Here is a 16818-nt window from a genome sequence, read left to right on the forward strand (position 1 = left end):
TGAGGAAGCACGGATGGGAGACGAAAGAGGGGGAACGCATTCCCCCTCTGGGTGATCTGAGAATATGATGGGGTGAGTGAAGGGATTTGAACCCTCGACCGCTGGGGCCACAACCCAGTGCTCTGCCAGCTGAGCTACACTCACCATCGACATCGACCATCCTTCTACCACAGGTGCCGGGGCCGAGGCAAGCGCAAAGTTTGATCCGGGCCTCCAGGGGACGCCCTCCTCTCTTTCCGTTGGATATCCGCGTTCCGGACTCCGGCCCCGGCAGGGGTTTTGGCCGGAGGAATGGACATTGACGGATCGGAGGAGGTCTTTTATAGTCTTCATCGACACGATCCACGAAAGGAGCGTTTGAGTGGGCAACGAAGACAGACAGATTTTCTTGCGGAAGATCCCCGGCGTCGATCGGCTCCTCGGAAGCGAGGAGATTCAGGGCCTGGCGCGGACCCACCCCCGGGCGCTGATTTTGAAGGCGATTCATCAAGTTCTGGAAGATCTCCGTGCCCGGATACTCGAGGGCGGGATCGAGGACCCGAAGGATCTCGATATCGCGGCCGTTTTGACGAAGGTCCGGGAACGGGTCGAGGACCTTGCCCGGCCCAGCCTCCGGCCTGTCATCAATGCGACGGGGGTGGTGGCCCACACGAACCTCGGGCGGTCCATCCTGGCCGAACGGGTGATCGACCGCTTCCGTTCCCTCGCCGGAGGGTACAGCAATCTCGAATACGATTTGAAGGAAGGCCGGCGCGGCAGCCGCTATGTGCACGTAGAGGGGATCCTCAGGGAGTTGACCTCGGCCGAAGCGGCCATGGTCGTGAACAACAACGCCGCGGCGGTGCTCATCGCCCTCGAGACGCTGGCCAAGGGCCGTGAAGTGATCGTCTCCCGCGGGCAGCTCGTCGAGATCGGCGGGTCGTTCCGGATCCCCGACGTCATGCGCAAGAGCGGCGCCACGATGATCGAAGTGGGAACCACCAACAAGACCCATCTGAAGGATTATGAAGAGGCGATCCGCCCCGAGACCGCGTTGCTTTTGAAGGTGCACACGAGCAATTTCCAGGTGATCGGCTTCACCAAAGAGGTCCCCCTGGCTGAACTCGCGGAGCTGGGACGCCGTTACGGGCTGCCGGTGATGGAGGACCTCGGGAGCGGCTGTTTCGTCGACCTCGACGCATTCGGGCTCTCGCGGGAGCCCACCGTCCAGGAGGTGCTCGCCCAGGGTGCGGATCTGGTGACGTTCAGCGGGGACAAGCTGCTCGGGGGGCCTCAGGCCGGGATCATCCTGGGGCGGCGCGACCTGGTCGAGGCGATTCGGGGCAATCAGCTCAACCGGGCGCTGAGGATCGACAAGCTGACCCTTCTGGCCCTGGAGGAGACGCTCAGGCTTTACCGCGATCCCAAAGAGGCCATCCAGGAGATCCCGACGCTCCGGATGATCCTGCAGCCGCTGGAAGAGCTGCGCCGGAAGGCCCGAAGCCTGATGGACATGATCGGCCTCGGAGAGGGGGCTGCTCTCGGGGTGAGCCTGTGCGACGGGTCGTCCAAGGTGGGCGGGGGGGCGTTGCCCCTCCTCGAATTGCCGACTTGTCTGGTCTGCCTCGATCCAGGAAAGATGACGGCGCAGTCTCTGGAAAAGGCCCTTCGCGCCTCCGACCCTCCGGTGATCGCCAGGGTGGAGCACGAGCGGGTCATGCTGGATGTGCGGACGATTCAGACGGGGGAGATGACGATCGTCGCCCAAACCATCCACCGGATAGCACGCGGGATGCGGTGAGGGAGAAGAGGGCGCGGGTCTTCATCGAAAAGCGACCACAAAAAAAGCGGGTCTGAAAACCCGCTTTTTTTTTGGAGATATGTCGATATGTTTAAACGCTTTCTTTGAGGGCCTTTCCGGGTCGGAATTTAACCACATTCTTTGCCTTGATATTGATGGTTTTTCCTGTCTGGGGATTTCTGCCTTTCCGTGCTTTTCTCTTGGCGACCACAAAAGAACCAAACCCAGCGAGAGCCAGTTTCTTGTCTTTTTTGAGGGTCTTCTTGGCGACATCGATGAATGAGTTGAGTGCTTTTTCAGCGTCTGACTTCGATAGCTGGGAATTCTTGGCGATTTCTGCCACTAACTCGGCCTTTGTCATGGTGTCCCCCCTTCTGTGTCGCTGATCGGGTTTCGAAAGATCATTCTTCCTCAGTATAGCTTCTTCCTTTCTCTTTCCCCCCTTTCATCCCCAGAATGATAAACGGTCCATAAAATGACGGATACCGCTTAAACCCACCCCATCCTCATGTCTCTGCGAAAATCGTCAGTAACAATGCTAATTTTGGCCTTTCTAGCACATGAAATACACCTTTTCAATAAAAAATAATCAAAAAGTGCCGTGAAAACCCCTAAAAACAAGGAAAAAATTGCATTCACTCCGGGTGGGGGCTTCTGGGAGCGGGTCCGGGGATGCAACGGAGTGCGCGGCGCCCTGCCGGCGGACCCCCCGATCAGGTCATCGTCGACTATCCCTGTCTTTCGATTCCATGAGGAGGGGGGCCGGCCATCGGCTTCGCTCCGGTTGACATCGCGGGCGGCAGGTCATACATTATCGGTCGAATCAACCGCTTTACGGCCTTGGAAACGGATTCCCGCGGAAGTGCCGATGCGAAGACGGGCAAGGCTTTTTCCGGCTCCTGTGAACTGAATCGAATCGAGGAAAGGGGACATCCTTGGAGCGTATCATCAAGGACATCCTGGTGGAGAGCATCGAGGTCAAGGAGGCCTTCATCCGCGAACAGGGTGCGCAGATCGCGGCGCTCGCCGAGAAGATCGCCTCGGCCTTCACCGGGGACCGCAAGCTGCTGCTTTGCGGAAACGGCGGCAGCGCCGCAGATGCCCAGCATCTGGCCGCGGAGTTTGTCAACCGTTTTCAGTTGGAGCGCCCTCCCCTGCCCGCGCTTGCGCTGACGACGGACACATCGGTTCTGACCAGCATCGCCAACGACTACGACTTCGATCAGGTTTTTTCAAAGCAGGTCGCAGCGCTGGGCGCAGCGGGGGATGTCCTCCTGGTGCTGACGACGAGCGGCCGTTCGAAGAACATCGTGAAGGCGGTCGAGGCGGCGCGCAAGGCCGGGCTCTATACGGCCGCCCTCCTGGGCGGAGACGGGGGGGAGGTCCGCCGGATGGCGGACCTGGCCATGGTGGTCAAGAGCAAGACCACCGCCAGGGTGCAGGAAGCCCATATTTTGGCTGGACATATGCTGTGCCATCTGGTTGATTATATCCTTTTTCAGAGGCACTTGAACGAGAGTTGACCATTGCGATGACGCTTTTTGATCCTATCGAGCTGGCCGGCGTTCGCTCTTATCCCCTGTCGGAGCGCAAGAGCATCGTGTGCCGGGACGATTTCGCCCGGCCGTGGCGGGCCGGTGGTTCGGTCAAGGAATGGCTGGCCTCCCTGCCGCGCATCCTGGCGGCGAAGGATCTGCTGGAGATCGCCAGCGGCATCGTGGGTGCGATCGGACGGGACCGGCCTGTCATCCTCGCCATGGGGGCGCATGCCATCAAGGTGGGGCTCAACCCCGTCATCATCGATCTGATGCGCCGAGGGGCGATCAGCGCCCTTGCATTGAACGGGGCCGGGATCATCCACGACAGCGAACTGGCGATGGTGGGTTCCACCTCCGAAGATGTCGCGGCCGAGCTCGGTTCCGGCCGTTTCGGGATGGCGGAGGAGACCGGCGCCTATCTCAACAGGGCCATCCGGGAGGGGGCGGCCCATGATCTGGGGCTTGGGCGGGCCGTCGGGGCCATGCTCGAGCGGGAACGTTTCCCTCACTGCGACCAGAGTCTGCTGGCACAGGCCTGCCGCCTGGATATCCCGGTCACGGTCCACGTGGCCCTGGGCACCGACATCATCCACTTCCACCCGAGCGTGGACGGAGCGGCTATCGGCAAGACATCCCACCGGGATTTCCGGGTCTTTGCGCGCGCGGTTTCGATGCTGGAAGGCGGAGTCTATATCAACCTCGGCTCGGCTGTCATCCTTCCGGAGGTCTTTTTGAAGGCGCTCAGCCTCGTCAGGAATCTGGGGCACCGCGTGCAGCATTTTACAACGGTGAATATGGATTTCATCCGCCACTATCGACCCGTGACCAATGTCGTCAACCGTCCGACGCTGGACGGCGGAAAGGGCTACAACCTGGTCGGCCACCACGAAATCATGTTCCCGCTTCTGGCTGCAGCCGTGATCGAAGGGCTTGACGAGGCCGGGGGCGCAGGAAACGGACCGCCGCCGGACAGCCGGCGGGACATCTGACTACACATGTACCGGTGCTCATCGGGTGTTTGGCGATGGGCACGAGTGATTTTTGGAAGGGATCAATCATATGCCTATCTATGAATATCGATGCAAAGCATGCGACCGCGAGTTCGAAGCCCTGGTCTTTTCGGGCGACAGCCAGATCGCCTGCCCCCACTGCAAAGGGACCGATGTGACGCGCCTCATGTCCGCCTGCGGATTCAAGAGCGACAGCGGCTTTACACCGTCCTCCGGGTCTTCGGGATGCGCCTCCTGTTCCGGAGGCAGCTGCAGCAGTTGTCATTGAGGCCGGCCGGGGGAAAATGGGTCCCGTGAATCATGAAACACCGCTCGTGCGCGTAGGCTTCGGGTACGATGTGCATGCCCTTGCGCCGGACCGCGCCCTCATCCTGGGCGGGGTCCATGTCCCTTTCCCGGCGGGGCTGGCAGGGCATTCGGATGCGGATGTCCTGATCCACGCCGTGATGGACGCCATCGTCGGGGCCCTGGGCCTGGGGGACATCGGACGCCACTTCCCGGACAGCGATCCGGCACTCGAGGGGATCTCCAGCCTGATTCTGCTGGATGAGGTCCATGACATGCTGATGCAGCAGGGCTGGTGCATCAACAACCTGGATGCCACGGTCGTGGCCGAGCGGCCGAAGCTCGCACCCTTTGTCCCCGAGATGCGGGAACGGATCGCCCGCACCCTTCAGACGCCTGCCGAATGCATCAACATCAAGGCGACGACGACCGAAGGCCTCGGCTTCTGCGGCCGGGGGGAGGGGATCGCCGCCTATGCGATCGTGAGTCTGCGCCCGGTCGGGGCGGGAACGCCATAGAGCCGCCTGCCGGCGCAGGCCCTTCATAAAGGAGAAAATCGTTGACGTTACAGCTTTACAACACCGCGACGCGGAGAAAAGAACCCTTCACGCCCCGCGAACCCGGCAAGGTCGGCCTGTATGTGTGCGGGGTTACGGTCTACGATCTTTGCCACATCGGACATGCGCGCTCCGCGATCGTCTTCGATGTGCTCGTGCGCTATCTCCGGGCCAAAGGGCTCGAGGTGACCTACGTCCGGAACTTCACCGACGTGGATGACAAGATCATCGATCGGGCCGCCCAGCTCGGGGAGGACCCGGGCGTTCTGGCGCAGCGCTTCATCGACGCCTTTTACGAAGACATGGGGCGGCTCGGCGTGCTCGAGGCCGACATCGAACCGCGGGCCACCGAACATGTCGAAGGGATGATCGCGATGATCGAGGCCCTTCTGGAAAAGGGGCTGGCCTATGCAGTCGACGGTGATGTGTTCTACTCGGTCGAGGCGTTTCAGGGGTACGGTGCGCTTTCAGGCCGGAAGCTGGAGGACATGAAGGCGGGCAGCCGGATCGCCGTGGACGAGAAGAAGCGGCACCCCATGGATTTCGCCCTCTGGAAGAGCGCCAAACCGGGGGAGCCGCAGTGGTCCAGCCCGTGGGGGCCGGGCCGGCCGGGTTGGCACCTCGAGTGCTCGGTCATGAGCAACCGGTACCTGGGGCCGTCTTTCGACATCCACGGCGGGGGGCGCGATTTGCTGTTCCCCCACCACGAAAACGAGCGGGCCCAGTCCATCGGCGCCAACGGAGGCGAGTTCGCCCGCTACTGGGTGCACAACGGCTTCGTGACGGTCGAAGGGGAAAAGATGTCGAAGTCGCTGGGCAACTTCCTGACCATCCGCGATGCGGTCGAGCAGTACCACCCGCAGGTGTTGAGGTTGTTCCTGCTGTCCAAGCATTACCGGAGCCCCCTCGATTTCAGCAAAGGCGCCGTCCTCGGCCAGCAGTCCGGCCTGGTCCGCATCTACCGGACGCTGAAGCGCCTGGAGGAGGAGGCGGGTCCTCCGGAGGGCCTCCCCGATTTCGGGACCCTGGCGGAGGGGCAGCAGGACGATACGACCTTTCTGGGCGCGTTCGTGCACGCTATGGACGATGACTTGAACACCGCCGGAGCGATCGGAATCCTCTTCGAAAAGGTCCGGGACCTGAACCGCATCCTGGACGCCGGGCCGGCGGAAAACCGCGTGGAACAGCTGCAGACGGGCCGCGGCGAACTGCTTGCGGCCGCCTCCGTGCTCGGGCTGCTGGAGACGCCGCCGGATGTCTTTTTCGACGAGATGGCCGGCAGGGGGTTGTCTGCCGACCGGTCCGAAATCGACGCCCTGGTCGAGGAGCGCATGCAGGCCCGGGCAGGCAAGGATTGGGCGAAGGCCGACAGGATCCGCGACCGGCTCAAGGAGATGGGGGTCGTCCTCGAAGACGGGCCAGGCGGGACGACCTGGAGGCTGGATGTTTGAGATCGTTACGGATCTCTCCCCTTGCGGCGATCAGCCTCAGGCGATCGATGCGCTCGCGGGCGGGCTGGAAGAGGGGTTGACCCACCAGGTCCTCCTCGGGGTGACGGGCTCCGGGAAGACGTTCAGCATCGCGCAGGTGATCGACCGCGTGCAGAAGACGACGCTCGTCATCGCACCGAACAAGACGCTGGCGGGCCAGCTCTACGGGGAACTCAAACACCTCTTCCCCCGCAACGCCGTGGAGTATTTCGTCAGTTATTACGATTACTACCAGCCCGAGGCCTACATCCCCCAGTCCGACACCTATATCCAGAAAGATTCGCACATCAACGACCAGATCGACAAGATGCGCCACGCCGCCACCCGCTCGCTCCTCGATCGGGACGATGTCATCATCGTAGCCAGCGTCTCCTGCATCTACGGCCTCGGATCGCCCGAGGCCTACCAGGACATGCTGCTCTATGTGGAGCGGGGCGTGGAGCTCTCCCGGGAAGCGGCGGTCAGGAAGCTGGTGGAGATCCAGTACGAACGGGGCGATCTGGATTTTTACCGGGGGCGCTTCCGGGCGCGGGGCGATGTGCTGGACATCTACCCGGTGCACGAGGAGGAGCGGGCCGTTCGGATCTGCTTCTTCGGCGACGAAGTGGAGGCGATCCAGGAGATCGACCCGTTGACGGGAAAGACCCTCGGCCACATGAACCGGGTGACGATCTACCCCGCCAGCCATTACGTCACCAGCGTCGAGATCCGCGAGAAGGCGATCGAGGCGATCAAGGTGGAACTGGGGGAGCGGGTGGATGCGTTCCGGGAGCAGGGCAAGCTCCTCGAGGCCCAGCGGATCGAGGAGCGGACCCGGTTCGATCTCGAGATGATGATCGAGATGGGGTACTGCCACGGGATCGAAAACTACTCCCGCCATCTGACGGGCCGCGCGGCCGGCGAACCCCCTCCTACGCTGCTCGACTATTTTCCGAAAGATTTCCTGGTGGTCATCGATGAGAGCCACATTACCGTTCCTCAGCTGAGGGGCATGTACAACGGAGACCGCTCTCGGAAAGAGACCCTGGTGGAGTACGGGTTCAGGCTGCCGTCGGCGCTCGACAACCGGCCGCTCCGGTTCGAGGAGTTCGAGCGCAAGATCAACCAGGCCATCTATGTCTCGGCGACGCCCGGCCCTTATGAATTGGCGAAGGCGGAGCGGGTGGCGGAGCAGATCATCCGGCCGACCGGGCTGATGGACCCCGTGATCGAGGTGCGCCCGGCCGCCGAGCAGGTGGACGATCTGCTGGCGCGCATCCGGGAGCGGGTCGATCGGGGCGAGCGCGTGCTGGTGACGACCCTCACCAAGAAGATGGCCGAGGATCTGACGGACTACCTGGCGGACCTCGGTGTGCGGGTGCGCTACATGCATTCGGACATCAAGACCATCGAGCGGATGGATATCATCCGGGACCTCCGGCTGGGGGCCTTCGATGTACTGGTCGGGATCAACCTGCTCAGGGAGGGGCTCGATCTGCCGGAGGTGTCCCTGGTGGCGATCCTGGATGCCGACAAGGAGGGGTTTCTCCGCTCCGAGCGTTCCCTGATCCAGACCTGCGGGCGGGCCGCCCGCAATGTCAACGGCAAGGTCATCCTCTATGCGGACACCGTCACGGAGTCCATGGCCCGGGCCATAGAGGAGAGCACACGCCGGCGCGAGATCCAGGAGGCCTACAACCGGGAGCATCACATCACGCCGGCGACGATCCGGAAGAACATCGACCACGGCCTGTGGAGCGAGGTCGAAGCCGATTACTTCACGGTCCCCGCCGTTGCGGAGGCAGCCGGTACCTTCCGGTCACCGGACGAGATCGAACGGGAGATCGAGGACTTGACGGACAAAATGATGGCTGCGGCGCAGGACCTCGCGTTCGAAGAGGCGGCGGGGTTTCGCGACCGTATCCGTGCCCTGGAGCAGCAGGCCATGGCCCAGATGGAGCCGGTCTGAAGCGGGGTGTCTCCGGGCGCCCGGGCAGGAGTGAGGTCGTGGCTGTGCTCGGCCGGCCCCGGACACGAGAGGTGAAGATCCCATGAAGATGTTCAGCGAAAGCGGCAAACTCGATTACCACTCCCTGGTGATCAACCGCATCTTGACGACGGTGCTCGTATCGGTCATTCCAATGGTTCTCGCCGTCGGTGTCATCTTCTACCAGTTCAGGACGTCGTACCAGGAGAAGGTGCGGGCCCATCTGACCACCCTGATGAAGAAACACAAGGAGCGGATCGATACGTTCCTGAACGAGCGGCTGGGCAATATCCGGTTCCTCTCCCACCGGTGCATGCTCGAAGCGTCGAACCAACGGGGTTTCATGGAAGAGACCCTGGCGGCCCTGCAGAGGGATATCGGGCCGATCTACGTCGATCTGGGTCTGGTGGACGATCATGGGATGCAGGTGGCCTACGCCGGCCCTTATCGCCTGGGTGGGGCCCATTATGCGGACGCCGAGTGGTTCAGACAGGCCATGCAGAACGATTATGTCATCAGCGATGTCTTTCTCGGGCTGCGCGGCCTTCCGCATTTCATCGTGGCGGTCAAGAAAACCTGGGAAGAGAAGGACTGGGTCCTCCGGGCGACGATCGATTTCGGCGCCTTCAACACCCTGGTGGAAAACATCCGGATCGGCGAGACCGGTTTCGCATTCATCCTGAACCGGGAAGGGCAGTTTCAGACCAAGCCCCTTTTCGAGGTGGCGGCGGCGAGCGTCCCTTACAAGAAGATGCTCTCGGCCGAGGTGCGGGAGGACGAGGTTCAGATCCTGGAGATGAAGGACGACTATGGGCAGGAGAACCTTTACGCGAGCGCCTTTTTGAAGGGCGGCGATTGGCTCCTGGTCTATCAGCAGCGGACATCGGAGGCCTTCGCCGACATCCGGCGCACCCTCAATGTCACGGCGATCATCATCCTGCTCGGGGCCCTTGCCTCGATCACGCTGGCGGTCGTTCGGGTGAAGACCATGGCCCGGCGTCTGGAAGAGGCGGATCGCGAAAAGGAAATGATGAACGACCAGATCGTGGAGGCGGGTAAACTGGCCTCCGTGGGAGAACTCGCAGCCGGCATCGCCCACGAGATCAACAACCCGGTGGCCATCATGGCTGAAGAGGCGGGCTGGATCGAGGATCTGTTGGAGGATGTCCCCCCCGACCTCGAAAATCTGCCGGAAATCCAGCGCGCCCTGAAGCAGATCCGCACGCAGGGGAAGCGCTGCAAGGAGATCACCCACAAACTGCTCAGTTTTGCGCGCCGCACCGACTCGACGGTCCGCGAGGTCGATTTGAGAGAGATCGTCGAGGAGATCGTCGAGATCTCGGCCCAGCGCGCGCGGTACAGCAACGCCACGATCCACACCGAGATCGAAGAAACCCTGCCCCGCATCCAGGCCTCTTCGACGGAGATCCAGCAGGTCTTTCTGAACCTGATCAACAACGCCCTGGATGCGATGGAAAAGACCGGCGGACGGATCGACATCACCGGGCGAAGCGATGGGAAAGACATCGTCTTCGAGATCGCCGATACCGGCTCCGGAATACCGGCCGCGAATCTCAACAAGATCTTCGACCCTTTCTTCACTACCAAACAGGTCGGCAAAGGCACGGGCCTCGGTTTGTCCATCTGCTACGGGATCATCCGCAAGATGGGCGGGGAGATCACCGTCCAGAGCCGGGTCGACGAAGGGACCCGCTTCACGATCCGGATCCCTGTCATGACACCGATCGAGGACAGCAAACGGGGAAACGGCTTTCGCAGAGCGATGTAGACCGGCGGACGGACCCGGCCGCTGCAGCCGCCGCCGCGCAGGCAGACCGGCCGAGACTGCATGTGGACCCCATCAGGAGCGCTCGGGGTGCCGGCTTTTTATGCTGAACGGTCCTTTCGGTCGAAGGGCCGCTCCTCCGCACCGACGTCCGCTTCAGCCCGCCGCCTCGCAAAGGATCTGGCGGAGCCGTTCGCTCAGGAAGATGATGGACTCGATGTCGAGGTGTTCGGTGACGGTGACGTCGAAGAGGAGCTTCGCCTTCGCCCCGAACGGCTCCCCCGGCAGTTCATCCCAGAAGAGCAGCAGCACGGGGATGCGCGGCAAAGGGGTGAAGAGGATCGCCAGATCGGCATCCTGCGCCGAATCCCCGAGATCTTTTCCGCCCGCTTCGTGCGCCGCCCGCCGCAGGTCCTCCCTGCGGCCCCGGAAGTGTTCGACCAGCGGCGTCTCCACCTGCTCCCGCATCGATACGATCTTGGAGACCGTGTTGGGGATCTCTTCGAGGGCCTTCCATATCCCCTTGGGCGGGGTCCGCCCGCCCTGGGCCATGTGGTTGTAAAGGAAGACCTGCTCCCAGCGCCCCAGCGGCGCGCCGTCCATCCTGAAGATGCCCCGCTCCGAGACGCGGATGACATCGGTGAAATAGGGGATTTCCATGTACTGGCCCCCGTTTTCCTCCGTGATTTTTCCCCCGATCCGCTGCGACACGGCCTCGAGGGTCATGGAAGAGGCCCGTTCGCGCGCCCACTTCAGGGCGTCGGCGGCCAGATCCTTCTTGGTCCACTTGCCCTGGGCGTACTGTTCGTCCAGTTCGGCCTGGACTTTCTCGACCAGGTCGGGCGCGAGATGCGGGCAGTTGGCGATCGGGAGCTTCTCGGATACGACCATGCTCGCGAAGGCGAAGCAGGTCGGGAAGCCGCAGTCGCGGCAGTTGGTTCGAGGAAGCACCTTGCGATAGAGATCCACGATCGATAAAGGCAAAGGCATGACCTCCCAATGGATGCCGGACGCCCTTCAGGGGCTTGCGGCGGACGGGTTTTGTGCGTGACGGGGCGGACGGTCCTCAGTGCGCCGTCATAGCCCCTTTCAGTCTTTCGATGAAGCGTTCCCGGGCCCCTGCGTCATTTCTGATCTGTTCCTTGACGGCCTTCCAGGCCGGGGAGCAATCCTTGTAAGGGACGTCCACCAGGGAATGGACGATCCGGTCGACGCTCTGTTTGTTTTCGGCCGTGATGACGATACCGGCCTCTTCGAGGACATCCTTCATGTGCCGGAAATAGCAGGACATAGGGCATCTCCGTTCCGATGGGTGCAGGCCCTGGCGGCACATTTCGGGGCCGCCTCCGGCGAGGGGGTCTTCCCTCAAACGGGGGCCGGTCTTGAAAAGGATGTGTCGATCAGGCTGGCCAGAGCATCGGCGTCCGAGTGCGGAAAACAGGCGCGAAGCAAAACCCCGATGGGCGCTTTCAGTCCGGCCGGGAGGACGGTGGGCGGGGCGCTGCCGCCTGCCCGGCAGGATGCCTCGAAATGCAGAAAAAGGTACCGGGTCAGGTTTTCGAGGGCATCGGCTTCACGCACCCTGTCAGCGGCTGCGGCATCGATTTCGAAAGGCGCCAGGGCGGCGATCTGCAGCTGCTCCATGTGCTCCGCGTCCAGTTCGGCGGCGATCAGCGCCCGGCGCAGGGGCTCCGTGAACTCCACCGGGAAGTCGCCGAAGCGGGGTTTGAGTTTCCGGCGGGCGGTCCATACGGGGCGGACGATCTCGTTCTGCCAGCCGCTCGAGCCCTCCATGATCCGCAGCAGGTCCTCCCTGCGGGCGGGGCCGCCGCCTGCGGCGCCTCTCCAGCAGCAGTAAAAGAGGATGTTGACGTCGATGGCATGATCGACCTGCATGGCCAGGCAGGCCTCGTGAACGCCGGCATGGCCATGCACCTTAATCGAAAAATCCCAGAACGGGTGCTCGGGAAAATCCATCATGTCTCCTTTTACGGGTGGCGGCCGACGGTTTGAAACGCGTCGGATTTTGCGCGTGGGACGGGCCTTTCAATGCCTCCTGGGTGAAGGAGGCGCATCCATGGCCTCTTCCACGAGCGATTCGGGCGCCAGGATCTCATAGGCGACTCCTAGCCTGCGGGCAAGCTGCATGAAGGAGCCCGGCAAAGGAACCTCCCGTTCCCTCAGCAGGAGGTTCAAGGCATCGGCCCGGGCCAGGACCTTTCCGCTGTCGACGCCCTCGTGGCTGTCGCAAAAGAATTGGATCCGCAGGGCGTCGGTGAGCGGGATGCGCATCTCGGGCATGGTTGCGGCGAAGAGGTGCAGCTCGGCCGTAATGCGCGGCTCTTGCTCTTCTCTGAAGGCCGTGAACGATGGGTCGAGGTTGGGCGTTCCGAAAAGCTCGTTGACCATGGCACCGCACAGTTTGACCGTGAAATCCATGGACTGCAGCGGATGCCGCTCGATCTGCCGGTTTCTCAGGTTTGTGTAGACAATGGCTTTGATGATCTCGACGCCTTGCCGCAGCGTGGCGACGAGTCCCGGTTCGATGTCCATATCCGACTCCTTCCGCACAACAGTGTTTTCGATTCCGGGTCGCTTTGTCAATGCCTTTCCATCGATGGCAAACCCCCTCGCCGGATGCATGGCGACGCTCCGGCTCACCGTCACGAAGAGCTCCCGACCGAGAACCCGTTCCCGACGTCCAACGCTCCTCCGGAGCGCTGCAGGTGCTTGAAGCGATTGCAGGCCTCTGAAGGGCGCCTCTGCATGAGGGGGTATGGAGGGAAGTGGGACCGGCCGGAGGGCGCTGCTTGCCCGCGGCACCGATTTCTGTTATCAAACGGATAGAGGCGTAGAGCCCGACGGCCTGGAGATGTCGGTGGGCAGGACGAATGGTCGACAGACAACGGGCCTGAAACCACTCAGTCGGGCTGGCGGGGAGAAAGCCTCCCCAGACGAACCGGAATAACAGGACCGGTCTTCGGTCGGCCGGATGCTGTCCCCTGGTGACGTAGACTGAAAAAGGAGGAAGAATGGATCTCTGTGCTCAGATTTATGAATTTGCGTCCTCGGCCGGCGCGCTCGAAGGGTATGTCTACCGGAGGCAGGGCCTCGACGCGAAGTCTTTGGAGAACTGGGTCGGTCATCTGGTCAAGGCCTACGAACTGATGCCGGCCGAAGAGCGGCGCCTGCTCCAGCCATCCATCGACCAGACGATCGGCCGTGCCGTCCGTTCCCTGGAGGGCTTGTCCGGCCCCGAGGCGGAGCGGCTCGCCTCCGTCCTGCGGGCGGTGGTGAAAGGTCCGATGCCGGCATCCCCGGATGATTTCCAGAAGCAGAAGTGGTTCGAGTAGTCTGTTCCGTCATTCCATATCGAAGGGGCGATCATGGCAGCAATATGGACACTGACCGGCTCGATCGTGAGCGGAGTCGGCCAGGCGGCCTTTTTCACCCGGCTCGACTGGGTGCAGGAGCAGTGTGAGGCCAAGCTCGGCTTCCGGCCGTATCCTGGCACCCTGAATATCGAATCGGACCAGGAGAGCGAGGCGCTTCTGGGGGCGATCATGGATGCCGAGGCGATCGTTCTCGAGCCGCCGGATCCGCAGTTCTGTGTCGGGCGGGTGCTGCCGGCGCACATCGGGGGAATCGAGGCGGCCTTGATCATTCCGGAGGAGCGCGTGAACGTCCACGGCTCGCGGGTTTTCGAGATCATGGCGCCGGTGGGCATCAAGGACGCCCTGCGCCTGGACGACGGAGACCGGGTCGAGGTGGTTGTCCGGGCGCCGCGGGATGACGATGCACGGGGCGCAGCTGTTTGAACCGTGAAAGCGTGTCGAGGGAGGGGTGGCGGGTGCAGGGAGAACGCTTCAAAGGAAGGGTGGAGGCGGTGTCCTTCGATCTCGACGGGACCCTGATCGATTCCATCGGGACCTACATCACGATCGTCAATCAGGCCTTTCCTGCAGTCGGGCTGCCGCCTGTCCCGAGGGAGGCCCTGCTGGAGGCCATCCGCTACGGCGGGTTTGACTGGGAAAAGGTCCTCCCGCTGGACATCGGGGCTCAGAAGGAATCGACCATCGAAACGGCGCGGAAGGCGATTCTGGCGATTTACCGGGAGACCTTCCGGCGCGAGACGCGCATGTTCCCGGGGGCCGCCGAGATCCTGCACGAGGTGGCGCGCATGGGCTACCGGATCGGGCTGGTGACGGCCACCCAGCGGATCTTCCTCTCCGACAAACTCCACGCGCTGCGGATGGCCGGCGCCGAGAGGCTGCTGGAGGTGATGATCACGACCGATGACGTGGAGCGGCAGAAGCCCGCGCCCGACCCCTTGATTCTCTGTGCGGAGCGGCTCCAGGTCGAAGCGGGCAGGATGGTCTACATCGGGGATTCCCGGGTGGACATCCAGGCCGGCAAGGCCGCCGGCAGCCTGACGGTCGGCGTTTTGTCCGGCGTGGAGGACCGGGACACGCTCGTCGCCGAGGAGGCCGATCATATTCTCGAAACCGTCGGGGATCTCCTGCCGCTCCTGGAGCAGTGGCGGCGGTAGAAACGGGCCGGCTCGATTTTGTCCTGAAGTGGATCGGCCCGGCTTGAGAGAGGGGGCTGATTTTTTTCGAGCAGGCCTGTTTTTTTGGAGAGGCCTGGTTTTAAGGGTGGGATTGACCGGTGAAACGGATCGTTTCCCGTGCGCCGGGAACTTTTTCGCTCCAGGATGGTCCAAGAGATGGGGGGGGTGGAAGGGGTCGTGGACGGTCGGGACCAGGACGATGTGCAGGTGCGGGCGGCCCAGCGCGGAGACCGGAAGGCCTTCGAGGCCCTCGTGATCCGCTACCAGGACCGCATCTACAACGCCTGCTTCCGCGTCATGGGGGACGGCGAGGAGGCCCGGGACTGCGCCCAGGAGACGTTCATCAAGGCCTATCGATCTCTGAAGACCTTCCGATTCGAGGCCGCCTTCGGGACCTGGCTCTATGCCATCGCCGTCAATACCTGCCGGAACCGGCTGCAGTCGGCCGCATATCGCGCCAAGCGCAAAACCGTCCCCTTGCATGCCCCTGCCGACGAAGACCCGGGGGGATGCATGGCCGAGTTGCAGGACCCTTCGCTCTCCCCTTTGGAGCAGCTGAGCCGAAAGGAGGGGGAGCGCCGTCTGCAGCGCGCCATTGCCGCCCTGCCCGACGCGCCCCGCACCCTCATCGTGCTGCGGGACATCGAGGGTCTGAGCTATGAGGAGGTGGCGCAGGCCACCGGGCTGGAACTCGGGACGGTCAAATCGGGGCTCGCACGGGCACGGGCCCGGCTTCGAGAAAACCTCAAAGGGGAGGCAACGGGATGACCTGCCGGGAGATCCAGGAACAGCTGTCTCTCTATGTGGATCATGAACTGGATGCCGAGGACGAGGCGGCCGTCAGGGAGCATCTCGAGGGGTGCCCGGCCTGCCGCGAGGCCCTCCGGGATCTCGAGCTCTGCCTGCAGGCGATGCGCGATATGCCACGGCATTCGGCGCCTCCCGGCTTTCTCGAAGGGGTGAGCGATCGTCTGGAAGCAGGGGGCCGTTGGAAGCGCCGGCTCGAAGGCGTTTGGGAACTGCTGCGCTCGAAGAGGCCCTTGGAGGTCGTGGGTGTCCTCGCGACGGCGGTGGTTGTGGTCTTGGCCTATCAGGTTTTCGACGGCCGCCAGAAGACGCTCCTGTCGCCGCCCGACGATGCCGTGGCCCCGCCCAGGGCGGCCTACGAACGCTCCCTCGAGCTTGCCGAGGCCCCCGTGGCGGAGCAGGTCACCCGGGTCAGGGATGCCCCGCCTCTCCTGCGCCTGCGGGTGGTGAAGACCGTTGGACCTGAGGCGGCCGGCGGCTCCGCGGAGCCGGGGGGGCGGGCGGACTCGCAGGCGGCGGGCGATGGTTTCGAGAGGCACACACGCGAGAAGGCGGCACGCTCGGTCGGGGCGCCGGAGGCCGATGTTGCGGCGGATGGTCTCGAACCGCTCAGCCTCGCGAAGGTGCGTGAAAAACCGCCGGTTCTCTCGCAGGCCGCCTTGGAGGAGAAGCTCGAATCCGCGGAGAAAAAGCCTGCCCTCAGCCCGGATGCACTCCTTTCGGCGGTCGAGGCGGCGATCCTCGGGTGCGGCGGGACGCTGATCGGGGTCGAGCCCGGACCGGACCATCCCGATTCGCGCGTGCTTTCTTTCCGTGTTCCCGCCGAGCGATACGATGCGCTCCTTCAGGAACTCCGTCCGCTCGGGCGTCTGGAGATCCAGGAGCCGGCCGGCCTCGCGCGCGGGGCGGGTGAGCCGTGGCATTTGGAACTGATCTTACAGCCTTGACCCTGCGGGGTGTCTCCTGGCCCGCAGAGGCGTCTTTCCATCCTGTTCGAAACCTCCTTTTCTGATCGAACCGGCGGCTCAT

The 16818-nt window shown here is 63.1% G+C and carries 18 protein-coding genes and 1 tRNA gene; 13 read left to right on the plus strand and 6 right to left on the minus strand.

The annotated features are described in order from the left end of the window. Window positions 1–68: 68 nt before the first annotated feature. Window positions 69–144 (minus strand) — tRNA-His (locus H567_RS0103470). A 217-nt stretch (window positions 145–361) separates the two neighbouring features. Here H567_RS0103470 and selA point away from each other — a divergent pair. Beyond that, a complete protein-coding gene (selA, locus tag H567_RS0103475; protein WP_028320331.1) occupies window positions 362–1780 on the plus strand; it encodes an L-seryl-tRNA(Sec) selenium transferase in 1419 nt (472 codons plus the stop codon). Between the two features lie 91 nt (window positions 1781–1871). Here the strand turns inward: selA and H567_RS0103480 are convergent, their stop codons facing one another. Continuing rightward, window positions 1872–2195 carry an HU family DNA-binding protein gene (locus H567_RS0103480; RefSeq protein ID WP_353743096.1) on the minus strand — a complete coding sequence of 108 codons (324 nt, stop codon included), beginning with the start codon at window positions 2193–2195 and terminating at the stop codon, window positions 1872–1874. Between the two features lie 520 nt (window positions 2196–2715). On the opposite strand from H567_RS0103480, the gene H567_RS0103485 reads away from it, so the two are divergent. From H567_RS0103485 to H567_RS22910, 7 genes are all read left to right on the plus strand, one after another. Then, a complete protein-coding gene (locus tag H567_RS0103485; RefSeq protein ID WP_028320333.1) occupies window positions 2716–3303 on the plus strand; it encodes a D-sedoheptulose-7-phosphate isomerase in 588 nt (195 codons plus the stop codon). Window positions 3304–3311: 8 nt separating this feature from the next. Continuing rightward, complete coding sequence (locus H567_RS22905; RefSeq protein WP_051184444.1) at window positions 3312–4307, plus strand: GSU2086 family protein; 996 nt, start codon at window positions 3312–3314, stop codon at window positions 4305–4307. Between the two features lie 70 nt (window positions 4308–4377). Next, window positions 4378–4596: an FmdB family zinc ribbon protein gene (locus tag H567_RS0103495; RefSeq protein WP_028320334.1), complete on the plus strand. Its 219-nt coding sequence runs from the start codon at window positions 4378–4380 to the stop codon at window positions 4594–4596. A gap of 46 nt (window positions 4597–4642) precedes the next feature. Then, window positions 4643–5131 carry a 2-C-methyl-D-erythritol 2,4-cyclodiphosphate synthase gene (gene ispF, locus H567_RS0103500; RefSeq protein ID WP_028320335.1) on the plus strand — a complete coding sequence of 163 codons (489 nt, stop codon included), beginning with the start codon at window positions 4643–4645 and terminating at the stop codon, window positions 5129–5131. A gap of 41 nt (window positions 5132–5172) precedes the next feature. Beyond that, window positions 5173–6621: a cysteine--tRNA ligase gene (cysS, locus tag H567_RS0103505; RefSeq protein ID WP_028320336.1), complete on the plus strand. Its 1449-nt coding sequence runs from the start codon at window positions 5173–5175 to the stop codon at window positions 6619–6621. Continuing rightward, window positions 6614–8608, plus strand: a complete 1995-nt coding sequence (gene uvrB / locus H567_RS0103510) for an excinuclease ABC subunit UvrB (protein ID WP_028320337.1) — start codon at window positions 6614–6616, stop codon at window positions 8606–8608. Before cysS ends, uvrB begins: the two co-directional genes overlap by 8 nt. A gap of 82 nt (window positions 8609–8690) precedes the next feature. Further along, window positions 8691–10415, plus strand: coding sequence for a sensor histidine kinase (locus H567_RS22910; protein WP_051184445.1), 1725 nt, complete (start codon window positions 8691–8693; stop codon window positions 10413–10415). Window positions 10416–10568: 153 nt separating this feature from the next. Here H567_RS22910 and H567_RS0103520 read toward each other — a convergent pair whose 3' ends face one another. The 4 genes from H567_RS0103520 to H567_RS0103535 all read right to left on the minus strand — a co-directional run bounded on the left by H567_RS0103520 (window position 10569) and on the right by H567_RS0103535 (window position 12965). Then, a complete protein-coding gene (locus H567_RS0103520; protein ID WP_028320338.1) occupies window positions 10569–11396 on the minus strand; it encodes a DUF3786 domain-containing protein in 828 nt (275 codons plus the stop codon). Window positions 11397–11478: 82 nt separating this feature from the next. Next, window positions 11479–11703 (minus strand): hypothetical protein, encoded by a 225-nt coding sequence (locus H567_RS0103525; RefSeq protein WP_028320339.1) that lies wholly within the window; start codon window positions 11701–11703, stop codon window positions 11479–11481. Between the two features lie 74 nt (window positions 11704–11777). Further along, window positions 11778–12392, minus strand: a complete 615-nt coding sequence (locus tag H567_RS0103530) for a TIGR02444 family protein (protein ID WP_084516827.1) — start codon at window positions 12390–12392, stop codon at window positions 11778–11780. A gap of 66 nt (window positions 12393–12458) precedes the next feature. After that, window positions 12459–12965, minus strand: coding sequence for a hypothetical protein (locus tag H567_RS0103535; RefSeq protein ID WP_153306035.1), 507 nt, complete (start codon window positions 12963–12965; stop codon window positions 12459–12461). 479 nt (window positions 12966–13444) lie between these two features. Between H567_RS0103535 and H567_RS0103545 the strand changes: the two genes are divergently transcribed. The 5 genes from H567_RS0103545 (at window position 13445) to H567_RS0103565 (ending at window position 16736) form a co-directional block, all read left to right on the plus strand. Next, window positions 13445–13765, plus strand: a complete 321-nt coding sequence (locus H567_RS0103545) for a hypothetical protein (RefSeq protein ID WP_028320343.1) — start codon at window positions 13445–13447, stop codon at window positions 13763–13765. Between the two features lie 33 nt (window positions 13766–13798). Further along, complete coding sequence (locus H567_RS0103550; protein ID WP_028320344.1) at window positions 13799–14230, plus strand: DUF120 domain-containing protein; 432 nt, start codon at window positions 13799–13801, stop codon at window positions 14228–14230. A gap of 32 nt (window positions 14231–14262) precedes the next feature. Next, entirely contained in the window at window positions 14263–14961 is a 699-nt protein-coding gene (locus H567_RS0103555; RefSeq protein ID WP_028320345.1) for an HAD family hydrolase, read from the plus strand. A 177-nt stretch (window positions 14962–15138) separates the two neighbouring features. Continuing rightward, a complete protein-coding gene (locus tag H567_RS0103560; RefSeq protein WP_028320346.1) occupies window positions 15139–15750 on the plus strand; it encodes a sigma-70 family RNA polymerase sigma factor in 612 nt (203 codons plus the stop codon). Beyond that, a complete protein-coding gene (locus H567_RS0103565) occupies window positions 15747–16736 on the plus strand; it encodes a zf-HC2 domain-containing protein (protein WP_028320347.1) in 990 nt (329 codons plus the stop codon). Before H567_RS0103560 ends, H567_RS0103565 begins: the two co-directional genes overlap by 4 nt. The last annotated feature ends 82 nt before the right edge of the window (window positions 16737–16818 follow it).

The organism is Desulfatiglans anilini DSM 4660, from assembly GCF_000422285.1.
Taxonomy (GTDB): Bacteria; Desulfobacterota; DSM-4660; order Desulfatiglandales; family Desulfatiglandaceae; genus Desulfatiglans; species Desulfatiglans anilini.